At 60.2% G+C, this 25,974-nt stretch carries 25 protein-coding genes; 8 read left to right on the top strand and 17 right to left on the bottom strand.

Annotation, left to right across the window (positions count from 1 at the left end):
- Nucleotides 1-225: 225 nt before the first annotated feature.
- The 7 genes from I3J13_RS05210 to phnG form a co-directional block, all read right to left on the bottom strand.
- On the bottom strand, nucleotides 226-843 hold the full coding sequence (locus I3J13_RS05210) for a transferase hexapeptide repeat family protein (RefSeq protein WP_196378185.1): 618 nt from the start codon (nucleotides 841-843) through the stop codon (nucleotides 226-228).
- Entirely contained in the window at nucleotides 840-1,547 is a 708-nt protein-coding gene (phnL, locus tag I3J13_RS05205; protein ID WP_196378184.1) for a phosphonate C-P lyase system protein PhnL, read from the bottom strand. The genes I3J13_RS05210 and phnL overlap by 4 nt, the downstream gene beginning before the upstream one ends.
- Before the next feature lie 4 nt (nucleotides 1,548-1,551).
- On the bottom strand, nucleotides 1,552-2,328 hold the full coding sequence (gene phnK, locus I3J13_RS05200; RefSeq protein WP_035219536.1) for a phosphonate C-P lyase system protein PhnK: 777 nt from the start codon (nucleotides 2,326-2,328) through the stop codon (nucleotides 1,552-1,554).
- The gene (locus I3J13_RS05195) at nucleotides 2,325-3,227 is read right to left on the bottom strand and encodes an alpha-D-ribose 1-methylphosphonate 5-phosphate C-P-lyase PhnJ (RefSeq protein WP_065654731.1); all 903 of its coding nucleotides are present in this window, start codon (nucleotides 3,225-3,227) and stop codon (nucleotides 2,325-2,327) included. Before I3J13_RS05195 ends, phnK begins: the two co-directional genes overlap by 4 nt.
- Before the next feature lie 133 nt (nucleotides 3,228-3,360).
- Nucleotides 3,361-4,470, bottom strand: a complete 1,110-nt coding sequence (locus I3J13_RS05190; RefSeq protein WP_196378183.1) for a carbon-phosphorus lyase complex subunit — start codon at nucleotides 4,468-4,470, stop codon at nucleotides 3,361-3,363.
- Nucleotide 4,471: 1 nt separating this feature from the next.
- Complete coding sequence (gene phnH / locus I3J13_RS05185; protein ID WP_196378182.1) at nucleotides 4,472-5,080, bottom strand: phosphonate C-P lyase system protein PhnH; 609 nt, start codon at nucleotides 5,078-5,080, stop codon at nucleotides 4,472-4,474.
- Nucleotides 5,080-5,541 carry a phosphonate C-P lyase system protein PhnG gene (gene phnG, locus I3J13_RS05180; protein WP_196378181.1) on the bottom strand — a complete coding sequence of 154 codons (462 nt, stop codon included), beginning with the start codon at nucleotides 5,539-5,541 and terminating at the stop codon, nucleotides 5,080-5,082. The genes phnH and phnG overlap by 1 nt, the downstream gene beginning before the upstream one ends.
- 82 nt (nucleotides 5,542-5,623) lie before the next feature.
- Between phnG and phnF the strand changes: the two genes are divergently transcribed.
- On the top strand, nucleotides 5,624-6,361 hold the full coding sequence (gene phnF, locus I3J13_RS05175; RefSeq protein ID WP_196378180.1) for a phosphonate metabolism transcriptional regulator PhnF: 738 nt from the start codon (nucleotides 5,624-5,626) through the stop codon (nucleotides 6,359-6,361).
- A gap of 9 nt (nucleotides 6,362-6,370) precedes the next feature.
- Here the strand turns inward: phnF and dapB are convergent, their stop codons facing one another.
- The 4 genes from dapB to mepA all read right to left on the bottom strand — a co-directional run bounded on the left by dapB (nucleotide 6,371) and on the right by mepA (nucleotide 9,907).
- Entirely contained in the window at nucleotides 6,371-7,198 is an 828-nt protein-coding gene (gene dapB, locus I3J13_RS05170) for a 4-hydroxy-tetrahydrodipicolinate reductase (protein ID WP_059759114.1), read from the bottom strand.
- Between the two features lie 130 nt (nucleotides 7,199-7,328).
- The gene (locus tag I3J13_RS05165) at nucleotides 7,329-8,351 is read right to left on the bottom strand and encodes a glucokinase (protein ID WP_196378179.1); all 1,023 of its coding nucleotides are present in this window, start codon (nucleotides 8,349-8,351) and stop codon (nucleotides 7,329-7,331) included.
- 22 nt (nucleotides 8,352-8,373) lie between these two features.
- Nucleotides 8,374-8,757, bottom strand: a complete 384-nt coding sequence (locus tag I3J13_RS05160; RefSeq protein WP_003524431.1) for a methylglyoxal synthase — start codon at nucleotides 8,755-8,757, stop codon at nucleotides 8,374-8,376.
- 100 nt (nucleotides 8,758-8,857) lie between these two features.
- Entirely contained in the window at nucleotides 8,858-9,907 is a 1,050-nt protein-coding gene (mepA, locus tag I3J13_RS05155; RefSeq protein WP_196378178.1) for a penicillin-insensitive murein endopeptidase, read from the bottom strand.
- 204 nt (nucleotides 9,908-10,111) lie between these two features.
- Here mepA and I3J13_RS05150 point away from each other — a divergent pair, with 204 nt between their 5' ends.
- From I3J13_RS05150 to I3J13_RS05120, 7 genes are all read left to right on the top strand, one after another.
- Nucleotides 10,112-11,953, top strand: coding sequence for an extracellular solute-binding protein (locus I3J13_RS05150; RefSeq protein WP_196378177.1), 1,842 nt, complete (start codon nucleotides 10,112-10,114; stop codon nucleotides 11,951-11,953).
- Nucleotides 11,954-12,093: 140 nt separating this feature from the next.
- A complete protein-coding gene (locus tag I3J13_RS05145) occupies nucleotides 12,094-13,188 on the top strand; it encodes a microcin C ABC transporter permease YejB (protein ID WP_196378176.1) in 1,095 nt (364 codons plus the stop codon).
- Nucleotides 13,188-14,333: an ABC transporter permease gene (locus I3J13_RS05140; protein ID WP_196378175.1), complete on the top strand. Its 1,146-nt coding sequence runs from the start codon at nucleotides 13,188-13,190 to the stop codon at nucleotides 14,331-14,333. The genes I3J13_RS05145 and I3J13_RS05140 overlap by 1 nt, the downstream gene beginning before the upstream one ends.
- A gap of 5 nt (nucleotides 14,334-14,338) precedes the next feature.
- Entirely contained in the window at nucleotides 14,339-15,979 is a 1,641-nt protein-coding gene (locus I3J13_RS05135; protein ID WP_196378174.1) for an ABC transporter ATP-binding protein, read from the top strand.
- Nucleotides 15,980-16,080: 101 nt separating this feature from the next.
- Nucleotides 16,081-17,328, top strand: coding sequence for an NAD(P)/FAD-dependent oxidoreductase (locus I3J13_RS05130; protein ID WP_196378173.1), 1,248 nt, complete (start codon nucleotides 16,081-16,083; stop codon nucleotides 17,326-17,328).
- 254 nt (nucleotides 17,329-17,582) lie between these two features.
- Complete coding sequence (locus tag I3J13_RS05125) at nucleotides 17,583-18,944, top strand: glutamine synthetase family protein (RefSeq protein WP_003524441.1); 1,362 nt, start codon at nucleotides 17,583-17,585, stop codon at nucleotides 18,942-18,944.
- Nucleotide 18,945: 1 nt separating this feature from the next.
- Complete coding sequence (locus tag I3J13_RS05120) at nucleotides 18,946-20,247, top strand: NAD(P)/FAD-dependent oxidoreductase (RefSeq protein WP_196378172.1); 1,302 nt, start codon at nucleotides 18,946-18,948, stop codon at nucleotides 20,245-20,247.
- On the opposite strand, the gene I3J13_RS05115 is transcribed toward I3J13_RS05120, so the two are convergent.
- The 6 genes from I3J13_RS05115 to I3J13_RS05090 all read right to left on the bottom strand — a co-directional run bounded on the left by I3J13_RS05115 (nucleotide 20,244) and on the right by I3J13_RS05090 (nucleotide 25,875).
- Nucleotides 20,244-20,732, bottom strand: coding sequence for a gluconokinase (locus I3J13_RS05115; protein ID WP_031234467.1), 489 nt, complete (start codon nucleotides 20,730-20,732; stop codon nucleotides 20,244-20,246). The genes I3J13_RS05120 and I3J13_RS05115 overlap by 4 nt on opposite strands.
- 108 nt (nucleotides 20,733-20,840) lie before the next feature.
- On the bottom strand, nucleotides 20,841-21,581 hold the full coding sequence (locus tag I3J13_RS05110; protein ID WP_196378171.1) for an ABC transporter permease: 741 nt from the start codon (nucleotides 21,579-21,581) through the stop codon (nucleotides 20,841-20,843).
- Nucleotides 21,578-22,516 carry an ABC transporter ATP-binding protein gene (locus I3J13_RS05105; RefSeq protein ID WP_196378170.1) on the bottom strand — a complete coding sequence of 313 codons (939 nt, stop codon included), beginning with the start codon at nucleotides 22,514-22,516 and terminating at the stop codon, nucleotides 21,578-21,580. The genes I3J13_RS05110 and I3J13_RS05105 overlap by 4 nt, the downstream gene beginning before the upstream one ends.
- Nucleotides 22,513-23,679: an ABC transporter permease gene (locus I3J13_RS05100; protein ID WP_196378169.1), complete on the bottom strand. Its 1,167-nt coding sequence runs from the start codon at nucleotides 23,677-23,679 to the stop codon at nucleotides 22,513-22,515. Before I3J13_RS05100 ends, I3J13_RS05105 begins: the two co-directional genes overlap by 4 nt.
- A 96-nt stretch (nucleotides 23,680-23,775) precedes the next feature.
- The gene (gene osmF / locus I3J13_RS05095; RefSeq protein WP_196378168.1) at nucleotides 23,776-24,687 is read right to left on the bottom strand and encodes a glycine betaine ABC transporter substrate-binding protein OsmF; all 912 of its coding nucleotides are present in this window, start codon (nucleotides 24,685-24,687) and stop codon (nucleotides 23,776-23,778) included.
- A 141-nt stretch (nucleotides 24,688-24,828) separates the two neighbouring features.
- Nucleotides 24,829-25,875 (bottom strand): AbrB family transcriptional regulator, encoded by a 1,047-nt coding sequence (locus I3J13_RS05090; RefSeq protein WP_196378167.1) that lies wholly within the window; start codon nucleotides 25,873-25,875, stop codon nucleotides 24,829-24,831.
- Between the last annotated feature and the right edge of the window lie 99 nt (nucleotides 25,876-25,974).

The following is a 25,974-nucleotide window of genomic DNA, read 5'->3' as shown; positions in this document are numbered from 1 at the left end:
CAATCTTCTTTTTTGACGGGGTTCGGCGTAACAGCGGTGCGTGAAGTGTGGATGTCAGTTTGATGAATAAAATATTACAGATTTCACGGATTTCGCATCCGCCTGTTCGCCGACAAAGCTTTCGGGAGGAATCTTGGACCGTTCAAATCCGCGTGTCTTTTTTGATCGCATAAACAAAAATCCCGGGGGGCCCCGGGATTTGCAGGTGTTCGGCAGAGGGAGATTTCATCCGCGGTATTTCGCGACGAAATCCTCGGCGTCCAGACTACGGAAATCGTCGAGAGCGACGCGCAATGCCGCGTGGTCCCAGTCCCACCACTTCAGATTATCCATTTGCCGGCCAAGTTCCGCCGGGAAGCGCTCCCTAATCAGCCGGGCGGGCACGCCGCCGACGATGGTATAGGGCGCGACGTCTTTTGAGACGACTGCACCCGCCCCGATCACCGCGCCGTTTCCCACCGTGACACCGGGCAGGATTGTCGCACCATGGCCGATCCACACATCGTGGCCGATGACGACGCGTTTGGCGCGGCGGGCGGCGAAGAAGTCCGTCTCATCCTCCGCATCGTCCCAATAGTTGTGGGCACGATAGGTGAAGTGATGCAGCGTCGCCCGCTGCATCGGGTGATTGGTGGCGTTGATGCGGACGGAGGCGGCGATGTTGACGAATTTGCCGATGGTGGCGCACCAGATCGCACCATCCTGCATGATATAGGAGTAGTCGCCCATCTCGACTTCCTCGATGCGGCAGCGTTCCGAAATTTCGGTATAGCGGCCGATCAATGAGTTGCTGACGCGGGCGGTCTCATGGATGACGGGTTCCAGACCGACCTTGACGCTCATGCCGCTGCCTTTCTGGGAGAAAACTGTGAGACGTCCAGAATGCGGTCGGCCACGGCTTCCCGCACCTCCTCGTCATGGAAAATGCCGAGCAGTGCCGTGCCCTTCTGTTTTTTCTCGACGATCATATCGACGACGACACGCCGGTTAAGGGCGTCCAGCGAGGCTGTCGGCTCGTCCAGAAGCAGGATCGCATGGTCGGTGATGAAACCGCGCGCGATATTCACGCGCTGCTGTTCGCCGCCCGAAAAGGTTGCCGGCGGCAGTGACCATAGTTCCCGTGGCAGGTTGAGCTTCGAAAGCAGCATGGCTGCGTGTTCGCGGGCTTCATCGGCGGCAACCTTGCGCGCCAGAAGCGGTTCGGCGACGACATCTATGGCAGCGACACGCGGCACGGTGCGCAGGAACTGGCTGACATAACCGATGGTGCGGTGACGGATATCGAGGATCGTGCGCGGCGAGGCGTTGCCGATATCGACGACCTGGCCCTCATGACGAACGAGAATCTGCCCGCTGTCGATGGTGTAGTTGCCATAGAGCATTTTCAGGATCGAGCTTTTGCCGATGCCGGAGGGACCGCCGAGCACGACACATTCGCCGCCGCAAACGGAGAAATTGACATCGCGCACAACGGGCAATTCGATACCGTCGCGAAGATGCATGGTGAAGCTTTTGAAGACTTCCGAAACGATAAGAGGCGTCGGCATGGCGTCAAACCTGCAGAATAGAGGAAACAAGCAATTGCGTATAGGGCTCGCGCGGGTCGTCCAACACCCGGTCGGTCAGACCATGTTCGATGACATCGCCGCCCTTCATCACCATCATGCGATGGGAAAGCAGCCGCGCCACCGCAAGATCATGGGTGACGACCACGACAGCAAGACCGAGATCGTTGACGAGACCGCGTACCAGATCGAGCAGGCGCGCCTGCACGGAGACATCGAGGCCGCCGGTCGGTTCGTCCATGAAGACGAGGCGCGGTGAGGTGACGAGGTTGCGGGCGATCTGCAGGCGCTGGCGCATGCCGCCGGAAAAGGCGCGTGGTTGGTCGTCGATGCGGTCGGTGCCGATTTCCACCCGCTCCAGCCATTCGCTGGCCGATTGCCTGATATTGCCGTAATGCCGGTTGCCAACGGCCATCAGCCGCTCGCCGACATTGGCGCCGGCCGAAACCGCCATGCGCAGCCCGTCCGCCGGGTTCTGGTGCACGAAACCCCAGTCGGTCCGCATCAGGAAACGCCGTTCGGCCTCGCCCATATGATAGAGGTCACGCACCGAACCGTCGCGCATGCGATATTCCACACTGCCCGCCGTCGGCATCAGCCGGGTGGAAATGCAGTTGAGAAGCGTGGTCTTGCCGGAACCGGATTCGCCGACGATGGCAAGCACCTCGCCCGGATAAAGCTCGAAGGAGACGTTGCGGCAACCGGCCCGCTCGCCGTAATATTTGGAAACGTCCCTGACTTTCAGAAGCGGTGCGTCGCTCATTCTGCGGCCTCCTTCACATCCGCCAGCAGGTGGCCTTTATGGCCATGGGCGCGGCGGTCCTCGCAATGGTCGGTATCGGAGCAGACGAACATCCGCCCGCCTTTGTCATCAAGCACCACCTCGTCCAGATAGACATTCTCCGCGCCGCACAGCGCGCAGGGCTTGTCGAAGCGCTGGATTTCGAAGGGATGATCTTCGAAATCGAGGCTGACGACATCCGTATAGGGCGGCACGGCATAGATGCGCTTCTCACGTCCGGCGCCAAAAAGCTGGAGGGCATCCGAGAGATGCATTTTCGGATTATCGAATTTCGGGGTAGGCGATGGATCCATCACATAACGCCCGGCAACCTTCACCGGATAGGCATAGGTGGTGGAGATGCGTCCGTTGCGGGCGATATCCTCGTAAAGCTTGACGTGCATCAGGCCGTATTCCTCCAGCGCGTGCATGACGCGCGTTTCGGTCTCACGCGGTTCGAGGAAGCGCAAGGGCTCGGGAATGGGAACCTGATAGACGAGGACCTGACCCGAATGCAGTTCTTCTTCGGGAATTCGGTGCCGCGTCTGGATGATGGTTGCATCCTTGGTGCGGGTGGTGACGGCAACATTCGCCACCTTCTGGAAAAAGGCGCGGATGGAAACCGCATTGGTCGTGTCGTCCGCGCCCTGGTCGATAACCTTCAGCACATCGTCTGGGCCGAGAATGGAGGCGGTTACTTGCACACCGCCGGTGCCCCAGCCATAGGGCATGGGCATTTCGCGGGAAGCGAAGGGAACCTGATAACCGGGAATGGCGATGGCCTTGAGAATCGCCCGGCGGATCATTCGCTTTGTCTGTTCGTCAAGATAGGCGAAGTTGTAGGCAGCCAGCCCGTCGTCAAATGAAACTTCTTCAAGCATTGCGCGTTAGCCTTGTGAAAAAAGGAGTACAAGCTCATGGAGATTGGAATTCTTGCAGCCGTGTTCTTTGCTGTGTTTGCAGCATCGACCGTCTTTTGCGCTTACTGGTTTGGCGAGCAGCACAGCCGCTGAGCTATTCGGCCGCATCGCCCATCCACTCCGCGCCATCGGCGTTGATCGCCTCGAAATCGGCGCGCATTTTCCTGACCAGACCGAGTTCGGCCTGAAAATCCACGTAGTGCGGCAGTTTCAGATGTTCGACGAAACCCGTCGCCTGAACGTTGTCGGCGTGTGAAATGACGAATTCCTCGTCCTGCGCGGGGGCCACGACGTCCTCGCCGAATTCGCCTGCCCGCAGCGCCCGGTCGACCAGCGACATGGCCATCGCCTTGCGCTCGCTCTGGCCGAACACCAGACCGTAGCCACGGGTAAATTGCGGCGGCGCTTTCGCCGAACCCTTGAACTGGTTGACCATCTGGCATTCGGTGACCTGAATGTCGCCCAGCGAGACGGCAAAGCCGAGTTCCGGCACCTCCAGTTCCACCTCCACCTCGCCGATGCGGATTTCGCCGACGAACGGATGGGTGCGACCGTAGCCGCGCTGTGTCGAATAAGCGAGCGCCAGAAGGAAACCCTCATCACCGCGCGCCAGCGATTGCAGGCGCAGGTCACGCGGCATTGGAAATTCCATCGGCTCCCGCGTTAGGTCGCCGGCAATATGGTCAGCCGGCATATCGCCGTCGGTTTCGATCAACCCTTCCTGGGCCAGAATGTCTGAGACGCGCATGACATGTTCAGGCTCGCCTTCGCGCTGGGTGGCTGTCTCAACGGCCTCGTCCTCAAGAAGCGAAGGATCGAGCAGGCGATGGGTGTAGTCGAAGGTCGGTCCCAGCAATTGTCCGCCCGGCAAATCCTTGTAGGTCGCGGAAACGCGCCGCTGCACCGTCATCTCAGCGGTATCGACCGGAACCGAATAACCGAAACGCGGCAGCGTCGTGCGGTAGGCGCGCAGCAGGAAGATGGCCTCGATCATGTCGCCACGGGCCTGCTTGACGGCAAGGGCTGCAAGCGACTGATCGTAAAGAGACGCTTCCGCCATCACCCGGTCGACGGCGAGCGAAAGCTGCGAAACGATCTGCGCGACCGTCATCGCGGGCAGGTCGCGGTCTCCGCGCCGCTTGTCGGCCAGAAGCCGGTGGGCGTTGGCAATTGCGGTTTCCCCGCCTTTGACAGCAACATACATCTTATGCCTCCACGGGTTGAATGCGCGTCGTGCGCGGCAGGCAGACAAATCTGTCGGCGGATGTCAGGATGACATCGACGCCGCGCGGGAAAATGGCATTGTTCTCCGCCCACAGCCTCGGGAATATTGCCGGCAGGCCTGTTGGGCTGATGATGTTGACGTGGCGGATACCGGGGCCGGAGAGCAGCAATTCCCGCCCGCCATCCAGATCAGGCAACTCGATGATGATCGTGGTGGAGCGGTCGGGATATTCCTGACTTCCTTGGGCGAAGAGACCGAAGGAGGCTATGGCGCTGCCCGCTTCGATGACGGCGAAATGCGCCGCATTTTTTTCATCCGTCGCGACCGCGCCGGTATGAAATGCGACCCAACCGGGGACGGTGGTTTTTCGTAGCGCGCCGCTCAGCCAGACCGGCGTATCGTGATCGCAGAGCGCCAGCAGGACCGCGCCGGTGGCCGGGGCGAGAGGCAATGGCGGGGCGACTGCGGTTTCGATTGTCTGCGGCGTGCCCGGCCGGGCCATGCCATCCATGAGTTTCTTGAAAATCCGTTGGGAATCGAAGACGGCGTCGGAAAAACCGCCTGTCAATGCTTCGGCCTTGACGCTCATCAATCTTCTCCTCGAACCATGGTGAAGAAATCGACCCGCGTTGCGGCGGTCTCTTTTGTTTTCCTGTTCTTCTCTTCGGCCAGTCGTTTCTCGACCGGTGAAAGAAGCTCTGTCTCGATGAAGCCGCGGGTCGGGCTTTCCTGCCACAGCGCATCGAAAACGGCGGCATACCAGGCCTTCTTGCGGCCGGTGCCGAGAACATGGGCGTGACCGACGGTGCCCGAGGCAAGCTTGACGGTTGCCCGGGTCACGGTCGTCTCACCCAGATTGAAGGGCGCGCCGCCCCCGCCGATGCGGCCCTTGACCATGACGAGGCCGGTTTCCGGCCCGCGCACATTTTCCGTCCGGGGGCTCTCATCCTGCCGGTTCCAGACGGTTTCGAGTTCCTGCACGGTGGCGCGGGCAAGAAGCGCCGCCACCCGCTTTCTGTCTGCATGCAAGTCTGCAGTTTCGTGAATCATCGCTTGACCTCTAATGTCTATTGATATAGACAACTATACAATATAAGGTACATTTAACGTTCGTGAATGACAAGCGTGTGACATGAGCCCTTCGGCAGCGATGAAAAGAAAGAACGGCGTGGCGCTCTGGCGGCAGATCGCCGACAGGATCAGAGGCGAGATCGCGGCGGGCGATCACGATGAAACCGGCATGTTGCCGCCGGAAATGACGCTGGCCGAAAAATTCGGCGTCAACCGTCATACTGTCCGAAACGCCATTGCGGCGCTGGCCAGCGAAGGCATTCTCGAGCCGATGCAGGGGCGCGGCACGATGATCGCCCGCAAGGAGCGCCTGAGTTTTCCGATTTCACGGCGCACACGGTTCACGGCGGGGATCGCCGATCAGGTCAAGGAAATGGAGGCGCTGCTTCTTTCCCACACAACCGAACCGGCCAATGCCGATCTGGCGGCGCGGCTGCAATTGCCGGCGGGTGCGCCGCTCATACGTCTCGAAACGCTGCGCAAGGCCGATAACCGCCCGGTGTCCCGCTCGACTACATGGTTTCCGGCGGATCGTTTCGCCGGAATAGGGGAAGCCTATCAGAAGAGCGGCTCGATTACCGCTGCCTTCAATATGCTGGGCGTGGCGGATTACGTGCGTATTTCCACCGTCATCTCCGCCAGCCATGCGGATACGCAGGACCTGGCCGATCTGGAGCTGTCGCCGGGCGCAATTCTGCTCGTCACCCAGGCGCTGAATGCCGATATGGATGGCGTACCAGTGCAATACGCCATCAGCCGCTTTTCGGCCGATACGGTCGAATTCACGGTGGAGAATTAGGCCGAAAGCTTACTCCGCCTGCGAAAGCCCCAGCACATCCAGCATCGAATAGAAGCCCGGCTTCTTGTCGAAGGCCCAGACGGCTGCAGCAATCGCGCCGCGTGCGAAAATGGAGCGGTCGCCGGCATAATGCGAAAGCTCGACGCGCTCGCCCTCTCCGGCGAATATCACTGAATGTTCGCCGATCACCGAGCCGCCACGCAGCGTGGCAAAACCGATGGTCCCCGCTTCACGCGCACCCGTATGCCCGTCGCGCACGCGAACGGACGATGTGGTGAGATCGACCTTGCGGCCCGCCGCAGCCGCCTCGCCGAGCAGAAGGGCGGTGCCTGAGGGCGCATCCACCTTGTGCTTGTGGTGCATTTCAAGGATTTCGATATCCCAGTTCTGCGCATCCAGCGCCTGCGCTGCCTGCTGTGTGAGAACACTGAGCAGGTTGACGCCGAGGCTCATATTGCCCGACTTGACGATGCGGGCATGGCGCGACGCCGCCTTGAATTTTTCCTCGTCTTCCGCCGAGCAGCCCGTGGTGCCGATGATATGCACGATGCGGGCCTGTGCGGCGAGGCCGGCAAAGGTGACGCTGGTTGCCGGCGAGGTGAAATCGATCACCCCTTCCGCATGCAGAAATGCCTGCAGCGGATCGCTGGTGATTTCGACGCCGATCGGGCCGAGACCGGCGATTTCGCCCGCATCGCGGCCGACGAAGGCCGAGCCTTCGCGCGCCACGGCGGCATGTAGCTGGACGCCGGGCGTCTGGTGAATGAGGCGGATCAGCGCCTGTCCCATGCGGCCCGCCGCGCCGACCACCACCAGTTTCATGCCGCTGCTGCCCATGCTGTCACTCACTTTTCATCTCGGGCGGATCGAGATCCGCCGGTATCTGTCGATTGATGTTTGCAGCAGCGACGTTAAAGACCGCCCGCCCGCTTCGCAAGCATCACGAAGGGCTGACCGTTGGAAACGATCAGGCCCTCCAGCGTCGCCCGTCCAGCGACAGGCCGAAATCGGACGGCGTTCTCGAATAGGTGGCGAGCCCGGAAAGAGCCGCCTGCGGATGGGTGACGACGAAGGTGGGGATGGTCCGCATCAGCGCGCTGTGCGGCGCCTTGTCTTCGAAGGCGGCCCGGAATTCCGGGCTCTTCAGCGCCGGGATGATCTTCTGCGAAATGCCCCCGGCCAGATAGACACCGCCCTTCGCCATGAAGATCAGCGCGAGGTCACCGGCCACGCGGCCGAGATAGGTGCTGAAAAGGGACAGGGTCTCTTTCGCTTGCCGGTTATCGCCCGAAAGCCCCTGAGAAGTAATGTCGGCCGGATCGGAAAAGACAGGCTCGATGCCATCAGCGGTGCAGACGGCCCGGTAAAGATTGACCAGCCCGCGCCCGCAAAGGATCTGCTCCCCGGCGACACGGCCTTCAATGGTTTCGATATGCGGGAAAACCGCATAGTCACGCGCGCTTCTCGGGCCGATGTCGATATGGCCGCCTTCGCCGGGCACCGGGAACCACATATGGCGGGCGTAAACCAGCCCGGCGACACCAAGTCCCGTACCCGGTCCAAGAACGACACGCGATGCCAGCACATCCTTGCGGCCGGAGCCGATGGATTCGCGGTTGTCGTCGTCAAGCGCTGCAATCGCCAGAGCCTGCGCCTCGAAGTCGTTGATGACGATGACATCCTTCAGGCCGAGATTGGCCAGCATGCCCTTCGGCCTGACGACCCAATGGCAGTTGGTCAGCGGAATCTCGTCGCCTCCGATGGGGCCGGCAATCGCAAGAATGGTCGAGACCGGCTGAAGCGAGGTCTTGTCCAGAACCGCCTGCTGGATGGCGTCGTCGATGGTCGGATATTCCGCCGTCTTCACGGTGGTGAGGTGCACCGGCTCAGCAAAGGAATCGATCAGAATGGAAAAGCGGGCATTGGTGCCGCCGATGTCGCCAAGAAGGATCGGAAAGGACAGATATTCGGTATCGGACGTCTTCGGCATTGCCTGTTCCATGTTGGGAGGTTCAGTTGGCGACGTGGAAGTCGATGAGATTTTCTGCGGTGGCGCGGTTGAGCGCCATGGGAATATCGTAAACCGTAGCAAGCCGCGTCAGCGCCTTCACATCAACATCATGCGGCATCGCCGTCAGCGGGTCGGTGAAGAAGATCAGCATGTCCACCTCGCCGGTGGCGATCATCGCGCCGATCTGCTGGTCGCCGCCAAGCGGACCGCTTTTGAGGCGAATGACTTCAAGTCCCGGACAGGCTTCCTGTACCCGCCCGCCGGTGGTGCCGGTGGCGACGATCCTGAAACCGGCAAGCGCTTTCTGGTGATGACGGGCGAAATCCGCCATATCGTCCTTTTTCTCGTCATGAGCGATGAGCGCGATACAGCGTTGTCCTTCCATGGTCCCAGCCCGTTCCATCAAGAATTAAATCGATTTGAAGCCTTCTATAACAGCTTGCCGCCATTTGAAAAGGGAAGCTGTTGAATGCCCCATTTCTGTTTCAGTTCAATGTCGGGCGCTGGGTGGGAAGCGGAATATCCGAAGGCGGCTGCAGGGCGGGGGCTGCCTGAATGACCTGTTCCACGCTTTGCTGGCGCGTTGCCGGAGCAGGCGAATAGGCCTGAGCTGCAAGTCCCTCGGGATTGGCGGAAGGGGCGGCAGCCACGGCGGCGCAGGCCGAGGGCAGATCGGAAACCATGACCGGACGCGGTTTCACCGGCTTGGCATTGGGGTCCTTTTTCGGCGGCGCCCATGGTTCCTTGCTGAACCACCAGGCAAGCGACTTGTCGCAGCCGTCGCCTTTGCCCACGGCCGCCTGCGGTTTGCAGTTGGGCGCGCCGGGCGGGCATTCGAGACGGATGTGGAAATGCTCGTCATGGCCGTAGATCGGCCTGATCTTGCCCATGAAGGTGCGGTCGCCGGTCCATGTCTGGCAGAGTTTCTGCTTGATGGCCGGGTTGACGAAGACACGCTCCACCTGCGGGTAGCTTGCCGCCATCATCACCAGCTGGGCATTGAGCGGTGACCACTTGCGGTCATCGACCGTCAGGAACTTGCTCTTGTCCAGCATGGAGACGAAAGGCACGGTTTCGCGCTGCTCCACGCTCAGCCGCGGGGTCGGCATAGGTCGCCACCAGATGTCTACGTCGAGGCCGATCTGGTGCGACGCATGGCCGGTCAGCATCGGCCCGCCGCGCGGCTGGGAAATATCGCCCAGCAGCAGGCCCGGCCAGCCGATCTTCTGGGCATCCTGCGAAAATTGCTCGAGGAAGGAAATCATCTGCGGCTGGCCCCAGCGGCGGTTGCGGGAAAGGCGCATGGCCTGCCAGCCGGGACCATCCGTCGGCATGGCGATGGCGCCGGACTGACATCCCTTGGCATAGGAGCCGATCGGCTGCGAGGTTGTGGCGGAAGGCAGAGCCATGTGGCCAAACACCTCTTTCGCGGGCCTGTCTTCAGCCGATGCGGTTTGTGCCTGCAATTGCACCGCGGAAACAACCGAAATCGCCAGCATGGCCACTTTGAAAACTCTGGATGATCCCACCGTCATATAGTCGTACCCGTCCAATCAGATGATTCTCTTCCCCTTAAGATAAACTGGAACGGGATTTTGTTGAAACCATGTTTCAGCCGCTGGCGCCAAAGCATGAGGATAAAGACGCCGATAAAGAGCTTGTGAGCCAGCGCATCTGTTTTTTGCCAATCTTTGTTTTATGCTCTCTCCAACAAACGCGAAAACAGGGACATTCCCCCGATGATATTGGCACCACTGAAATCCCGTCTCCTCATTGCTCTTGCGGCATTCGCTCTGCTGATACCGGCGGCCTCCGCACAATCGGCCGATGTATGGCGAAAGGGGATTTCGACGGTTGGGGAACTGAAACATCCCGATGGCTTCGATCATTTCGACTACGTGAACACCAAAGCGCCGAAAGGCGGCACCCTTCGCCTGTCGACGGCGGGCACCTTCGATACCCTCAATCCGCTGCTCGCCAAGGGCGAGGCGGCGACCGGTCTCTCGCTGGTTTTCGATACATTGATGAAATCGACGGAAGAGGAGCTGTCGGCCTCCTACGGTCTTCTGGCCGAGGGCGTTAGCTACCCGGACGATATTTCGAAAGCCACCTTCCGGCTGCGCGCCGAGGCGAAATGGGCCGATGGCAAGCCGGTGACGCCGGAGGATGTCGTCTTCAGCTTCGAAAAAGCCAAGGATTTGAGCCCGCAGCTAGCGACCTATTACACCCACGTCACCAAGGCGGAGGTGAGCGGCGAAAGGGACATTACCTTCACTTTCGATGAAAAGAACAATCGCGAATTGCCGCAGATTGTCGGGCAATTGCTGATCGTTCCCAAGCACTGGTGGGAAGCCGCCGGCCCGGATGGCAAGCCGCGCGACATATCGCGTGGCACGCTGGAACCGGTGATGGGTTCCGGCCCCTACAAGATTGCCTCGGTCTCTCCCGGCTCGACAATCGCTTATGAACGCCGCGACGACTACTGGGGCAAGGACGTCAACGTGAATGTGGGGATGAACAATTTCAAAACCATCGCCTACACCTTCTTTGCCGATCAGGATGTGGAATTCCAAGCCTTCAAGTCCGGCACCGTCGATTTCCGCCAGGAAGCCTCCTCCAGCCGCTGGGTCACGGGTTATGATTTCCCGGCCGTCAAGGAAGGCCGCGTCAAGAAGGAGGAATTGCCGAATATCTATCGCTCCGTCGGCATCATGCAGGCCTTCGTGCCGAACATGCGCAGGGAGAAGTTCCAGAACCCGAAACTGCGCAAGGCGCTCAATTATGCTTTCGATTTCGAGGAGCTGAACCGCACGCTGGCTTACGGCCAGTTCCAGCGCATCAACAGCTTCTTCATGGGCAGCGAGCTGGCCTCTTCCGGCCTGCCGACCGGTCGCGAGCTGGAAATTCTTCAGGAACTGAAGGATCAGGTTCCGCCGGAGGTCTTCACGACAGAATATCGCAACCCCGTGGCAGGCGACCCCGCCAAGCAGCGCGACAATCTGCGCGAAGCGGTCAGGCTGATGAAGGAAGCCGGTTACGAGCTGCGTGGCAACCGCATGGTCAATGCCAAAACCGGACAGCCGCTCGATATGGAGTTTCTGATCGATTCCGCCGGCATGGAAAGAACCATCCTTCCCTATGTCCAGAACCTCAAGAAGATCGGCATCAACGCGACGATCCGGACAGTCGACGCCTCGCAATATACCAACCGCACCCGCAGCTTCGATTATGACGTCATCGTCAAGCTCTGGGCGACCTCGGCCAACCCCGGAAACGAACAGGCGGATTTCTGGGGCTCGGCCGCCGCCGACCGGCAAGGGTCCAACAATATTGCCGGCATCAAGAACCCCGCCGTCGATGCGTTGGTCAGAAAGGTCATATTTGCGCCCAACCGGAATGAACAGGTCGCCGCCGCACGCGCTCTCGACCGGGTGCTTTTGGCAAACAGCTACGTCATACCGCAATTCTACCGTGGCGAGATGTTCATCGCTTACTGGAACACGCTCATCCGTCCGGAAAACCTGCCCCAATATGGTGTCGGTTTTCCGGAAGCGTGGTGGTCCAGTCAGGCCGCGAACTGACGCTGGCCTTGCTTTCGCGCCGAAGGCTTGATTCACATAGGGCGAGACGAATCGCTTAAAGCGCAGGCAGGCGCTTTCAGGAAAGGACCGGGTTTGACAGAAACGAAGACCGCTGACGTATCGGCCGGGAGCAGAGGCTGATGGGCGCCTATATCCTCAGACGTCTGGCGCTGATGATCCCGACCATCGTCGGCATTATGGGCATTTCGTTTCTCGTCATCCAGTTCGCGCCGGGCGGGCCGGTGGAACAGGTCGTCGCGCAATTGACGGGGCAGGGCGACAGCGCCTCCGACCGGCTATCGGGTGGCGGCGATCTCATGGGCCAATCCGGCGGTTTCGATGATAGCGGTTCGAAATATCGCGGTGCGCAGGGTCTCGATCCGGAACTGATCGCCAAGCTCGAAAAACAGTTCGGCTTCGACAAACCGCCGCTCACCCGTTTTCTCGAAATGATGTGGAATTATATCCGCTTCGATTTCGGCGACAGCTTTTTCCGCAATTCCTCGGTGATTGATCTCATCATCGACAAGCTGCCGGTGTCCGCGTCGCTCGGTTTCTGGATCCTGATCATTTCCTACATCATTTCCATTCCGCTCGGCATCAAGAAAGCCGTGTCCGACGGCTCGACCTTCGACGTCTGGACCTCCGGCATCATCATCATCGGTTATGCCGTGCCGAGCTTCCTGTTCGGTATCCTGCTCATCGTCCTCTTTGCCGGTGGATCTTTCTTCGACTGGTTTCCGCTGCGCGGTCTGGTGTCGGAAAATTTTGATCAACTGAACTGGTGGCAGAAGATCATCGACTATTTCTGGCACCTGACCCTGCCGCTCATTGCGCTGTCGCTTTCGGCCTTCGCGACAACGACGCTTCTGACCAAGAATTCCTTCATCGACGAGATCAAGAAACAGTACGTCATCACCGCCCGCGCCAAGGGGCTCACGGAGCGCAAGGTTCTTTATGGTCATGTCTTCCGCAACGCGATGCTGATCGTGATCGCCGGTTTTCCGGGTGCCTTCATCTCGGCCTTCTTCACCGGATCGCTGCTGATCGAGAATATCTTCTCGCTCGATGGTCTCGGTCGCCTCGGTTATCTCTCGGTCGTCAACCGCGATTACCCGATCGTGTTCGGCACGCTCTTCATCTTCTCGCTGATGGGCCTCGTGGTCGGCCTCATTTCCGACCTGATCTATACGTGGATCGATCCGCGTATCGATTTCGAGCGGAGGGACGTGTGATGACGCTTGCCCATACCGCCGCAGCAGAAACGATAGAAAAGCCGAAGCGCCCGTGGTTTTCGCCGACTACCAAACGCCGCTGGCAGAATTTCAAGGCGAACCGGCGCGGTTACTGGTCCTTCTGGCTGTTCCTGCTCCTGTTTTTCCTGAGCCTGATCGCGGAATTCATCGCCAATGACAAACCCATCCTCGCCTCCTACAAGGGCGAGCTGCTGGTGCCCGTCATGGTGGATTATCCGGAGGAAAAATTCGGCGGCTTCCTTGCCCAGACCGATTACAAATCCTCCTTCATTCAGGACGAGATCAACGCCAATGGCTGGATGATCTGGCCGCCGATCCGTTATTCCTATCAGACGGTCAATTCCAATATTCCGCATTCCGCTCCCACCGCGCCCTTCTGGCTGATGGATAAAAAGGATCGCTGCTCGGCTTACCCGCAGGGCGATGCCGATCCCGGCTGCACGCTTGGCAATCTCAACTGGCTTGGAACCGACAATCAGGCGCGCGATGTCACGGCGCGGATGATCTACGGGTTCCGTATTTCCGTGCTGTTCGGTCTGACGCTGACCATCGCGTCGGCCCTTGTCGGCGTCACCGCTGGCGCGATCCAGGGTTATTTCGGCGGCTGGACCGACCTGCTGTTGCAGCGTTTCATCGAAATCTGGTCGTCCATGCCGGTGCTTTATATCCTGCTCATCATCGCGGCCATCCTGCCCCCGGGCTTCTTCGTGCTGCTCGGCATCATGCTGCTTTTTTCATGGGTCGGCTTCGTCGGCATCGTGCGCGCCGAATTCCTGCGCGCCAGAAACTTTGAATATGTCCGCGCCGCCCGCGCGCTTGGCGTTGGCAACTGGACGATCATGTTCCGCCACCTTCTGCCCAATGCCATGGTGGCGACACTGACCTTCCTGCCCTTCATCCTCTCCGGATCGATCACAACGCTCACCTCACTCGACTTCCTCGGCTTCGGCATGCCGCCGGGATCGCCGTCGCTGGGCGAGATGATCGCGCAGGGCAAGAACAACCTTCAGGCCCCCTGGCTTGGCCTCACTGCGTTTTTCACCATGTCCATCATGCTCTCACTGTTGATTTTCGTCGGTGAAGCGGTGCGCGACGCCTTCGATCCACGCAAGACGTTCCGGTGATCGCCATGACGGAAACAAAGACCCAACCGCTTCTCTCCGTCCGCGATCTCTCCGTCGCCTTCCATCAGGGCGGCGCGATCAGCATCGCCGTCGATCATGTGTCCTTCGATCTGATGCCGGGCGAGGTCGTCGCCCTCGTCGGCGAGTCCGGTTCCGGCAAGTCGGTCACGGCGAACTCCATTCTCAAATTGCTGCCCTATCCGGCGGCAAGCCATCCATCGGGAAAAATCCTGTTCGACGGCAAGGATATGCTGACTTTGCCGGAACGCTCCCTGCGCGCGGTCCGCGGCAACGACGTCACGATGATTTTCCAGGAGCCGATGACCTCGCTCAATCCGCTCCACACCATCGAGCGGCAGATCGGCGAGATTCTGGAGCTGCATCAGGCAATCACCGGAGCGCAGGCACGGGCGCGCACGCTGGAACTGCTGCTGCAGGTGGGTATCCGTGAACCGGAAAAGCGCCTGAAGGCCTATCCGCATGAATTGTCCGGTGGCCAGCGGCAGCGCGTGATGATTGCCATGGCGCTTGCCAACCGGCCGAAACTGCTGATCGCCGACGAGCCGACGACGGCGCTCGACGTGACGGTTCAGGCCCAGATCCTCGAACTTCTGAGCGATCTCAAGACGAAGCACGGCATGTCCATGCTGTTCATCACCCACGATCTCGGCATCGTTCGCAAATTTGCCGATCGCGTCTGCGTCATGACCAAGGGCAAGATCGTTGAGACCGGTACGGTGGAGCAGGTGTTTACCGATCCGCAGCACGCCTATACGCGCCATCTTCTGGCGGCAGAGCCGAAGGGCGAGCCGCCGCATTCCGACGCGACCAAACGGGTGGTCATGCAGGGCGACGATATCAAGGTCTGGTTTCCCATCAAGGCGGGATTGATGCGTCGGGTGGTCGACCATGTGAAGGCGGTGGACGGTATCGATATCACCCTTCGCGCCGGCCAGACTGTGGGCGTGGTGGGCGAATCCGGCTCCGGCAAGACCACGCTCGGTCTGGCGCTCTCGCGGTTGATCGCGTCTGAGGGGCGTATCAGCTTTATCGGCCAGTCGATCGACCACTATTCCTATGAAATGATGAAGCCGCTCAGAAACCGGCTGCAGGTGGTGTTTCAGGATCCTTATGGGTCGCTCAGCCCGCGCATGTCTGTAGGCGAGATCGTCGCCGAGGGCTTGAAGGTGCATGAGCGGTCTCTGTCTGCCGACGAGCGCGATACGCGTGTCGCCACCGCGCTGGAAGAGGTCGGCCTCGATCCAGCCACCCGCTGGCGGTATCCGCATGAATTTTCCGGCGGCCAGCGCCAGCGCATCGCCATTGCCCGCGCCATGGTGCTTAAACCCCGTTTCGTCATGCTGGATGAGCCGACCTCCGCGCTTGACATGAGCGTGCAGGCGCAGGTGGTCGATCTGCTGCGCGATCTGCAGGTGAAGCACGAACTCGCCTACCTCTTCATCAGCCACGATCTGAAGGTGGTGAAGGCGCTCGCTAACGACCTGATCGTCATGCGCCACGGCAAGGTGGTGGAGAGCGGCCCGGCGGCGGAAATCTTCGCCGACCCGCAGCAGGACTATACCAAGGCGCTGCTGGCGGCTGCCTTCAACATCGAGGCGATGAAAACGAAGGCGATAAGCCAGTAGGCCGCATTGCTGTTTCTGTTAAGGTGATGATTTTTCTGTTGCTTCGCGGAAAATGCCGACCCATGTTGAGGGGCATGTGATGCGGAAACGGATTGAGTGCCATGGCAGCGGATGTGATCGTTTTGGGTGCGGGGATCATCGGGGTCTCCATCGCCCTGCAGCTGGCCCGCAGGGGTAAGTCGGTGGTGCTGGTCGACCGGCGCGGGCCGGGCGAGGAGACCTCCTTCGGCAATGCCGGGCTGATCCAGAGAGAAGGCGTCGTGCCTTATGCCTTCCCGCAGGATCTCGCCCTGCTGCTGCGCTATTCCCTGAACAACAGCATCGATGCCCGCTATCACCTCTTTGCCCTGCCGAAGATCGCGCCTTTTCTCGGCCGTTACTGGTACAATTCCGCAGCCACGCGCCACGCGGCAATTGCCCGCGCCTATGCGCCGCTGATCGAGCATTCGGTCTCCGAACACAGCATTTTGATCGACGAGGCGAAGGCCGGCGATCTCATCGTCAAGAACGGCTGGATGGAGGCCTACAGAACCGCCGCAAGGCGGGATGCCGATTTTGCTTTCGCCGAGCGTCTGGCGCGCGACCACGGTATTTCCCATACGAAACTCGACGCCGAGGAACTTGCTGCAGCCGAACCGCATCTGAGCCATGATTTCGTCGGTGGCCTGAAATGGAACGATCCCTGGTCGGTGCGCGATCCGCATGCGCTGACGCTCGCTTATGTCCGGCTATTCGAGAGCCTCGGCGGAAGCTTCGTCAGGGGCGATGCCTCCACCCTCAGCCAGACGGTGAGCGGGTGGACGGTGCGCACCGAAACCGGCGCGGTCGAGGCCGAACATGCCGTCGTGGCGCTTGGCCCCTGGGCGGATACCGTCACGGAACGGCTGGGTTATCGCTTTCCACTCGGCGTGAAACGCGGTTACCACATGCATTACGCGCCGCAGGAGGGCACGAAGCTCAATAACTGGCTGATCGACGCCGAGCGCGGTTATTTCCTCGCGCCGATGCGAAAGGGCATTCGCCTGACGACGGGCGCGGAATTTGCCGAGCGCGATGCACCGAAATCTCCCGTGCAGATCGAGCGGGCAGAGCGGGTGGCGCGCACCGTCTTTCCTCTCGGCGGCCGGCTGGATGCAGAACCGTGGATGGGTGCGCGGCCCTGCACGCCGGATATGATGCCGATCATCGGCAAAGCGCCGCGCCATAAAACATTGTGGTTTGCTTTCGGGCACGCCCACCATGGCCTCACACTTGGGCCGATCACCGGCCGTGTACTGGCGGAAACCATGCTGGGCGAAACGCCGGTTATCGCCATCGACGCCTATCGCCCGGAAAGGTTCAATCCCTGATAGCTAAATCCGCTGGCCTTCCGGGGACAGGCCACGTAACATGGTCGCATGCTGGAGCGGGATGGCGAAAAGTGTAAGCGGTTTTCGCCTGAAATCCCGTTCTAACTATATAATTTAGATCATGTAATGATCTAAAGGGGAAAAGGGGCGAAACGTCATCATGGTGGCGAGGTTTCTCATCTATCAGCAGCAGGACGACTTTCGTTAGCGCAACTCGCTGCGCATGAAACGAGATGGAAACGGCTTGCTGGTGCATGATGGATGATATTGAAAACGCAAAGAAATTTTTCGCCGATAACCCCGATATCGAAATTCTCGAAGCTTTCGTCATAGATGCGAACGGCGTGCCGCGCGGCAAATGGATTCCGCGCGAACGGGCAATCGACGTTCTTGAAAAGGGAATGGCCATTCCCCGTTCGGTCTATGCGCTGGATATCTGGGGCCGGGATGTGCATGCCGCAGGTCTTGCGGAAGGCACGGGCGATCCGGACGGGTTTTGTTTCCCCGTTCCAGGCACGCTGTCGCGGGTGACATGGCTTGGCCGCCCGACGGCACAGGTTCTGCTGGCAATGAAAAACCCGGATGGAACCGGCTTTTATGGCGATCCGCGCCATGTGCTGGCGCAGGTTCTGGGCGCCTATAAAAAGGCCGGCCTCACGCCGGTCGTTGCCACCGAACTCGAGTTTTACCTGATCGATCCCGTTCGCTCCGCGCTCGATCCCGTTCGTCCGCCGCACAGCCGCGAGGGCCGGTGGCATACGGGCCAGACACAGGTTCTGTCGATTTCCGAACTGCAGGATTTCGAGGATGTCTTCCATGATATTGCCACGGCCTGCCGCGCACAGGGCGTGCTTGCCGATACAACGCTGCGGGAGAACGGTCCCGGCCAATATGAGATCAATCTCAACCATGTGCCGGATGCATTGCAGGCGGCCGATTTCGCGGTCTTCCTGAAACGTATCGTCAAGGGCGTGGCGCGGCGGCATGACCTCGACGCCACCTTCATGGCCAAGCCTTACGGGTTGCAGGCCGGTAACGGCATGCATGTGCATTTTTCCGTTCTCGACAGGGACGGCAGGAATATCTACGCCGGGGAGGACGGCCCATCGGATGCTTTGATGCATTCCGTCGGCGGCCTCTTGGAAAACATGGGTGAAAGCATGGCGATCTTCGCCCCCCATGCCAATTCGTATCGCCGCCTGACCCCCAGCGAACACGCACCCACCTACGCCTCCTGGGGCATCGACAATCGCTCGGCGGCGGTTCGCGTCATCGTTGCCAGCAAGGCCGCGACGCGTATCGAACACCGGGTCGCCGGCGCCGACACCAATCCCTATCTCGTTGTCGCGATGATCCTGAGCGCCGCATTGGCCGGCATGAAGGAGAAGCGCCAACCGGGCGGCGCGATTGCCGGCGACAGCCATGCGATCAATCACGAGCCGCTGCCCACCAACTGGGACTATGCGTTGCAGCGCTTCACGCGGTCGAGCTTTGCCTATGCGACGCTCGGCCAGAAGTACCGCACGTTGTTTTCCGCCTGCAAACAGCAGGAGCTTTCCGAATTTTCCCTGCGTGTAACCGACGTCGAATATGACGCCTATATCAGGACCGTGTGAAATGGCTGAGGTAACGAATATTCCCAATCCCGGCCACACAGCGTCATGGTATGCAGCCTCCGCCAATGTCAAAACCGTGCGGCCGACGCTCGAAGGCGCGCTGGACGCCGATGTCTGCATCATCGGCGGCGGCTTCACCGGTATTTCCGCCGCGCTGGAACTCAGTGAACGCGGCTATTCCGTCATCGTTCTGGAAGGTGTCCGCGTCGGCTTCGGCGCTTCGGGCCGCAATGGCGGCCAGATCGTCAACGGCTATAGCCGCGATCTCGAAACCATTGCCGGCCGCTATGGGCATGACAAGGCGGTGAAACTCGGCGAAATGTCGCTTGAAGGCGGCGCGATCATCCGCAACCGCATCGCCAAATACGCCATCGATTGCGATCTTGTCGATGGCGGTTTCTTCGCCGCCTTTACGCCGAAACAAATCCGCGAGATGGAGGCCCATAAGGCCCATTGGGAGAAACATGGCCATGGCGGTCTCGAAATGGTCTCGAAGGCGGATGTCGGCAACTATGTGAAGACCGATCGATATGCCGGCGGCATGATCGACCGCTTCGGCGGGCATATCCACCCGCTCAATCTGGTGCAGGGCGAAGCGGCGGCGGCCGAAAGCCTAGGTGCGCGCATATTCGAAAATTCGCGGGTCATTGCGGTAGAGCAGGGCGCAAACCCCCTGGTGCGCACGGCAACAGGCAGCGTCAAGACGAAATATGTCCTCGTCTGCGGCAACGCCTATCTCGGCAAACTCTTGCCGGAAATCGGCGACCGGATGATGCCGGTCTCAAGCCAGGTTATGGCGACGGAGCCGCTCGATGCCGATCTGATCGAGGCTCTTCTGCCTGCCGATTATTGCGTTGAAGATGCCAACTACATTCTCGATTATTACCGCCGCACCTCCGACAATCGCCTGCTCTATGGGGGCGGCATCGGTTATGGCGGCAGCGATCCGGCCGATCTGACGGGTGTGATCCGCCCGAACATGCTCAAAACCTTCCCGCAACTGGAAAAAACGAAAATCGACTTTGCCTGGAGCGGAAATTTCGCGCTGACCCTGACGCGCATTCCGCATATGGGCAGGCTGTCGGACAATATCTATTTCTCGCATGGCGACAGCGGCCATGGTGTTACGACAACCCATCTGCTCGGCAAGATACTGGGCGAGGCCGTTGCCGGCCATGCCGAACGTTTCGATGTCTGGAGTTCGCTACCGAACTATCCGTTCCCCGGCGGCAAGACCTTCCGGGTGCCGCTGACCGTGCTTGGCGCGTGGTGGTACGGCCTGCGCGACAGGCTCGGATTTTAGAACGTTACAGTCTTCAAACCGGAAAGTGCGTTCTTCGCAATATCCTCCGGTGTGGCATCGATGCTGACGGTCACGACGCCCGGTTCGCCGGTCGGCACTTCCAGCGTGGCAAGCTGGGTCTGCAGCAGCGAAAGCGGCATGAAATGGCCCTTGCGTTCGCCCATGCGCCGGCTGAGAAGCTCCAGGCTGCCATCCAGATAGACGAAAGCCAGCGGGCCGCCGGTGGCCTTGCGAAGGCGGTCGCGATAGATTTTCTTGAGCGCCGAGCAGGAAACGACGACACCGTTGCTTTCGCTGCCCTTGCGCAGTTCCGCGCCGATCAGATCGAGCCAGGGCCAGCGGTCTTCGTCCGTCAGCGGAATACCTTCGGACATTTTATCGACATTGGATTTCGGGTGAAGCTTGTCGCCTTCTATGAAGGCAACGCCCAGTTTTTCCGCTACTGCTTCCGCGACCGTGGACTTGCCGGAGCCGCTCACTCCCATCACGACAATTGCCTGTGTCACCCGAACCTCGAATGTTTCTGTTTCGACGGTCAGCCCCTACCATGTGCGGCAGGTATCGGGAATATAAAAATGCGGGGCCTGCCTGTGTCAGTGCCCGGTTTTGCGCGCCGCAGTCTTTTCCATGGCGGAAAAAGCAGCGTGAATCAGGATCGCCAGCGCCGCAACGATCAGCCCGCCCTGAAGAATGAAGGCGAGATTGTTGGATTGCAGGCCGGCAATGATCACTTCGCCGAGGGTACGTGCCGCGACGGTCGAGCCGATAGTCGCGGTCGAAAGGCTGATGACCGCCGAAAGCCGGATGCCGGCGAGAATGGCTGGAAGGGCAAGCGGCAACTCCACTTTGACAAGGCGTTGCCAGCCGGTCATGCCACTACCTCTCGCGGCATCCATCACCGTGGCGGGCAGGGTCGTAAGACCCGTCAGCGTATTTTCGAATACCGGCAAAAGCGCATAGAGAAACAGGGCGATGAGCGTTGGTTTTTCGCCAAAACCGATCATCGGTACGGCCAGCGCCAGCACCGCGACGGGCGGGAAGGTCTGGCCGATATTGACGATGCTGCGCGACAGCGGCAGGAAATCCGCCCCGAATGGCCGGGTGACGAGAACCGCAAGCGCTCCTGCCGTGAGCGTGGCGAGCCCCGTGGCAATCGCCACGATGGTTAGATGCGACAGCGTGAGGGAAAACAGATTGGCCTGCGTGTAGATCGCGGGTGCATTCGCCTGCACGAGAGGGCGGAACACCGGCGCGAAGAGCTGCGGCACGGCAAGGAAGATGATCAGCGCCAGCGTCAGGAAACCGAGGGCAAAGAAGGATAAGGCGTTTTTCATGGGGCTCCGGCGGCACGCTGGAGGAGAACGTCACGCCGCACCCGGCCGGCGGGTTGTCCATTGTCCCTGACGACCGGCAGGGCATCGCAGCCCGCCCATAACATAGCCGACAGGGCGTCGCGCTGGCTTGTATGTTCGGTGAGCGGTTCGCCCTCTGCGTTTCCCGGCTCCACGACATCGGCAACGGAGAGAACGGACAGCAGTTTCAGCGCCCGTTCGTTTTCGCCGATCATGGTGCGCACGAAATCCGTCGCCGGTTTCAGCACCAGTTCAGCCGGCGGGCAGTCCTGCACGATCCGGCCCTTGTCCATCACGGCGATCCGATCCGCCAGATGAAAGGCCTCGTCCATGTCGTGCGTGACGAGAACGACGGTCACGCCGAGCTTTTTCTGGATATCGAGAAGATCGTTCTGGGCCTTGGCGCGGATCACCGGGTCCAGCGCGCCGAAGGGTTCGTCCATCAGGAGAATGTTCGGCTCGGCGGCGAGCGCACGCGCCACACCGACACGCTGCTGCTGACCGCCTGAGAGTTCATGCGGGAAACGGTCGGCATAAAGCGCGGGATCGAGCTGGAAGAGATGCATCAGCGCGTCGATCTTCGCCTCGATCCGCTTGCGATCCCAGCCGATCAGCTGCGGAACGGTCGCGATATTTTCGGCCACCGTCCGGTGCGGAAACAGGCCATGGCCCTGAATGGCGTAGCCGATCTGGCGGCGAAGCTTGAAACCGGGTATCGCGCTGACATCCTCACCGTCGATACGGATCGTGCCGGAGGTCGGCTCCACCAGCCGGTTTATCATGCGCAGCAGGGTGGTTTTTCCCGATCCTGACGTGCCGACGATGACGGTGACGGTGCGCGGCGCGACAGTCAGCGATACCTGATCCACGACGGCTGCATCGCCATATCGTTTCGTAATGGTGTCGATTTCGATCATGCCTTTTGCCTTCCGCCTGCGCTGAGGAGATTGCTGTCGATGAGGGCGTCGAGTGTTATCGCGGCGGCAAAGCCGAGAAGAACGGTCGGCACGGTGCCGAGTAGCACGAGGTCCATCGCCGTCTGCCCGATGCCCTGAAATACGAAAACGCCAAAGCCGCCGCCGCCGATCAGGGCGGCAATCGTCGCCAGGCCGATATTCTGCACCAGAACGATGCGGATGCCGGTGAGGATGACTGGCATGGCCAGCGGAAATTCCACCCGCAGCAGCCGTTGCACCGGCGTCATGCCAAGCCCGCGCGCCGCCTCCCGGACCGCCTGCGAAACGCCGGAAAGACCAACCACCGTGTTGGAAACGACCGGCAGCAGCGAATAGAGAAACAGCGCCACGAAAGCGGGCGCCATGCCGATGCCGGCGATGCCAATTTTCGAGGCACCCGGCACAGTGGCCGCGATCCACCCGAGCGGGGCGATCAAAAGGCCGAAAAGCGCGATGGAGGGAATGGTCTGGACGATGTTGAGGCTGTTCAGTACGCCTGCGTGCAACCGCTCGACCTTGTAACAGAGTATTCCCACGGGAATGCCCACTACGGTCGCTGCAATCAGCGAGCCGATGGCAAGTTCCACATGCCGCAAAGCCTCGGTCCAGAATGTATCGGCCCGGCCGGTATATTCCTTGATGATGGAGAGGTCGTTCCAGAGGCCGCTTGTCAGCACGGCCGCGAGCGCGGCGATGGCCACCAGCAGCAACAAAATCCGTGCAGCGGGCTTCGGCTCAAGACGCGCAATGCAATCCGTGGCGAGCAGAGCCAGCCCGGCAAATATCAGCCAGAAGCCGCTGGCGGGTGAAACGCGGGCAAAACCGTTATCCTCCGGCGTGAGGAATGAAGCCGCCTGCCCGACGAAAACCGCCAGTGCAGCAAGACCGACCAGCGCGAATGCGAGCTTCAATCGCGTAGGAAAGCGGAAAAAGGCGATGAAGGCCGAAAGAAGAACGATGGTGGCGAGAACAGTTGCAGTCGAACCCGGAAGAGCTTCGAAGATCGTCCGTGTCTCGCCCTGAACGATCCGGTTGGCACGGAATGTCATGAAAGGCGACGCAAAAAGCGCATAAAGAAGCAGGCACGAAATAACCACGCCCACTTTGTCAGGCCATTTCGTCAAATCCTGCTCCCCTGTCTTCTGGCCCGTGTACTCTGATTTGCGACGGGATCATGGGAACGCACCGGTTCCCGCAACCCGCTCCGGCGTCGCGAGCGTTTACTTGACGAAGCCGTTCTTTGTCAGGAAGTCGAGCGCCACCGTCTTGGCCTGTTCGCCGCCGACCTGTACGCGGGCGTTCAAATCCTGCAGGGTTGCCAGATCGAGCTTTTCGAACACGGGTTTCAGCAGCTCTTCGATATTCGGGTGCTTTTTCAGAACCTCTTCGCGAATGATCGGCGCTGGCTGATAGACCGGCTGCACATGTTTGTCGTCCTCCAGCACCACGAGACCTGAAGGCGCGATGCCGCCATCCGTGCCATAGACCATGGCGGCATTGGCGTTGTTGGTCTGGTTGGCGGCGGCGGCGATGGTGGCCGCGGTGTCGCCGCCGGAAAGCGTGATCAGCTGGTCAGGCTTCATGGTGAAGCCATAGGTGGTCTGAAATGCAGGGAGCGCAGCGGCGGAGTTGACGAATTCGGAAGAAGCGGCAAGGACGACCTCGCCGCCATCGGCAACATATTTGCCGAAATCGGAAAGCGTCTTCAGATTGTTCTTGTCGGCGACATCCTTGCGCAGCGCAATGGCCCAGGTGTTGTTTGCCGGCGATGGCGTCAGCCAGACAATCTTGTTGGCGTCGAAGTCGAGTGTTTTCGCCTCTTCATAGCCCTTGGCTGCATCTTTCCAGAGCGGATCGTCCGCCTTGGAGAAAAAGAACGCGGCGTTGCCGGTATATTCCGGATAGATGTCGATTTCGCCCGCCGTTATCGCTTTTCGCACAACCGGCGTGGCGCCAAGCTGGATGCGATCCGTCGTTTCGATCTTGTTCTGGTTAAGGACGGCGAGGATGATGTTGCCGAGAACACCGCCTTCCGTGTCGATCTTTGACGACACGACCACCTGCGCCTGAGCGATGGAAGCAGAAAGGGCAAGCGCAAGTCCGGCGCCCGTCAACGTCATCAAGCGGTTCATGAATGTTCCTCCGGTGGGTCAGCCTGCCGAACAGGCGAAAGATCGCCGCCGCAATTGCGGCGGAATATAAACGGCGGGGAGGAAAAATGGTTGCATGCCATCTGCGTTTTCGCGTCGATGGCTCCGGCTACACGCCGATGGTCAGGTTTCGCCGTCGCGCTTGCGTGCATCCTTGCCCATGACGAGCGGCATGAGAACGGAAAGAAACAGGAGCCTGATGACGTGGTGGGAGCCGACATAGGCGGTATCGGCATGCATCATCACCGCCATCGCCGCCATGGTTTCCAGGCCGCCCGGCGAATAGGCGATCATGACGGCATTGAGCGGAACGCCGGTCACGCTGGAAATCATCCAGGCAATGCTGCCGGCAATCAGCATCACGGCGATGGTGACGACGAAGCCCGCCAGAAAGCCTTTCCGCACGTCCATCAGTGAGACATTCGAAAAGCGCGTGCCGATGAGGCAGCCGATCAGCACATAGACGGGCAGGCTGAGCCAGGTGGGAACGCCGCCTTCGGTAAGGCCGGTAATGTGGGTGCCGATGGAAATGGCGACGCCGCCAAGCAGCAGCGCGGCCGGAAACTTCCAGCGCAGGAAAAGCCAGCCGGTCAGAAGCGATGCGCTGATGGTCAGCGCCAGCGTGAAAAGGCCCATTGGCGGGTTGGCCACAAGCGGTTCCGTGCTGACGAGATCGAAATATTCGACGATCAGCGGCACGGAAAGCGTCAGCGCCAGCACCCGCACGCTTTGCACGATGCTGACGGTCGCAAGGTCGCTTTTCGTCTCGGCGCCGAGGCTGATGATATAGCTGAGATGACCGGGAGAGGCGCCCAGCATCGCCGTTGTCCGGTCGTAACCGAAGCCGTAATGCAGGATCCAGTAAGCGACATAGAGCATGATAACGACAGCGACGAGCACAACGACGAAGCTCAGGGGCCAGGTCTTTGCGGCGTCGATCACGGAGGGCGTCACGCTCGTTCCCATAGAAATGCCGACGACGACGAAACAGGCATTGCGGATGAAGGCGGGAACGCCAAGCCTTACACCGGCCAGCCCCGTTATCGTCACGGCAAGCGCCGGGCCGGAAAGAAAAGGTGCCGGAATATCGATGAGGCTTGCGAGTAGCGCCCCTATGCTGCCGACGAGCGCGGTGAGCGCAAATGTATGGAATTCAGGCTTGATGATCATTGCGATGCTGATTGGTTGCTTGAAAAAGCTCGCGACCAAATGCGCCGCTTCCATTCGCGACGTCAACACGCAGGATCAAAAATATTACATTTCATGCGT

This window comes from Agrobacterium leguminum (assembly GCF_015704895.1).
Lineage (GTDB): Bacteria > Pseudomonadota > Alphaproteobacteria > Rhizobiales > Rhizobiaceae > Agrobacterium > Agrobacterium leguminum.
Note: the sequence above shows the minus strand (reverse complement) of the source record. Positions and strands in the feature narration are given on the sequence as shown.

Excerpts from the sequence above, each read along its gene's own strand:
- I3J13_RS05210 (WP_196378185.1), bottom strand. The coding sequence starts at position 843 with ATGAGCGTCAAGGTCGGTCTGGAACCCGTCATCCATGAGACCGCCCGC.
- phnL (WP_196378184.1), bottom strand. The coding sequence starts at position 1,547 with ATGCCGACGCCTCTTATCGTTTCGGAAGTCTTCAAAAGCTTCACCATG.
- phnK (WP_035219536.1), bottom strand. The coding sequence starts at position 2,328 with ATGAGCGACGCACCGCTTCTGAAAGTCAGGGACGTTTCCAAATATTAC.
- I3J13_RS05195 (WP_065654731.1), bottom strand. The coding sequence starts at position 3,227 with ATGCTTGAAGAAGTTTCATTTGACGACGGGCTGGCTGCCTACAACTTC.
- I3J13_RS05190 (WP_196378183.1), bottom strand. The coding sequence starts at position 4,470 with ATGTATGTTGCTGTCAAAGGCGGGGAAACCGCAATTGCCAACGCCCAC.
- phnH (WP_196378182.1), bottom strand. The coding sequence starts at position 5,080 with ATGAGCGTCAAGGCCGAAGCATTGACAGGCGGTTTTTCCGACGCCGTC.
- phnG (WP_196378181.1), bottom strand. The coding sequence starts at position 5,541 with ATGATTCACGAAACTGCAGACTTGCATGCAGACAGAAAGCGGGTGGCG.
- phnF (WP_196378180.1), top strand. The coding sequence starts at position 5,624 with ATGAGCCCTTCGGCAGCGATGAAAAGAAAGAACGGCGTGGCGCTCTGG.
- dapB (WP_059759114.1), bottom strand. The coding sequence starts at position 7,198 with ATGGGCAGCAGCGGCATGAAACTGGTGGTGGTCGGCGCGGCGGGCCGC.
- I3J13_RS05165 (WP_196378179.1), bottom strand. The coding sequence starts at position 8,351 with ATGCCGAAGACGTCCGATACCGAATATCTGTCCTTTCCGATCCTTCTT.
- I3J13_RS05160 (WP_003524431.1), bottom strand. The coding sequence starts at position 8,757 with ATGGAAGGACAACGCTGTATCGCGCTCATCGCTCATGACGAGAAAAAG.
- mepA (WP_196378178.1), bottom strand. The coding sequence starts at position 9,907 with ATGACGGTGGGATCATCCAGAGTTTTCAAAGTGGCCATGCTGGCGATT.
- I3J13_RS05150 (WP_196378177.1), top strand. The coding sequence starts at position 10,112 with ATGATATTGGCACCACTGAAATCCCGTCTCCTCATTGCTCTTGCGGCA.
- I3J13_RS05145 (WP_196378176.1), top strand. The coding sequence starts at position 12,094 with ATGGGCGCCTATATCCTCAGACGTCTGGCGCTGATGATCCCGACCATC.
- I3J13_RS05140 (WP_196378175.1), top strand. The coding sequence starts at position 13,188 with ATGACGCTTGCCCATACCGCCGCAGCAGAAACGATAGAAAAGCCGAAG.
- I3J13_RS05135 (WP_196378174.1), top strand. The coding sequence starts at position 14,339 with ATGACGGAAACAAAGACCCAACCGCTTCTCTCCGTCCGCGATCTCTCC.
- I3J13_RS05130 (WP_196378173.1), top strand. The coding sequence starts at position 16,081 with ATGGCAGCGGATGTGATCGTTTTGGGTGCGGGGATCATCGGGGTCTCC.
- I3J13_RS05125 (WP_003524441.1), top strand. The coding sequence starts at position 17,583 with ATGATGGATGATATTGAAAACGCAAAGAAATTTTTCGCCGATAACCCC.
- I3J13_RS05120 (WP_196378172.1), top strand. The coding sequence starts at position 18,946 with ATGGCTGAGGTAACGAATATTCCCAATCCCGGCCACACAGCGTCATGG.
- I3J13_RS05115 (WP_031234467.1), bottom strand. The coding sequence starts at position 20,732 with ATGGGAGTGAGCGGCTCCGGCAAGTCCACGGTCGCGGAAGCAGTAGCG.
- I3J13_RS05110 (WP_196378171.1), bottom strand. The coding sequence starts at position 21,581 with ATGAAAAACGCCTTATCCTTCTTTGCCCTCGGTTTCCTGACGCTGGCG.
- I3J13_RS05105 (WP_196378170.1), bottom strand. The coding sequence starts at position 22,516 with ATGATCGAAATCGACACCATTACGAAACGATATGGCGATGCAGCCGTC.
- osmF (WP_196378168.1), bottom strand. The coding sequence starts at position 24,687 with ATGAACCGCTTGATGACGTTGACGGGCGCCGGACTTGCGCTTGCCCTT.
- I3J13_RS05090 (WP_196378167.1), bottom strand. The coding sequence starts at position 25,875 with ATGATCATCAAGCCTGAATTCCATACATTTGCGCTCACCGCGCTCGTC.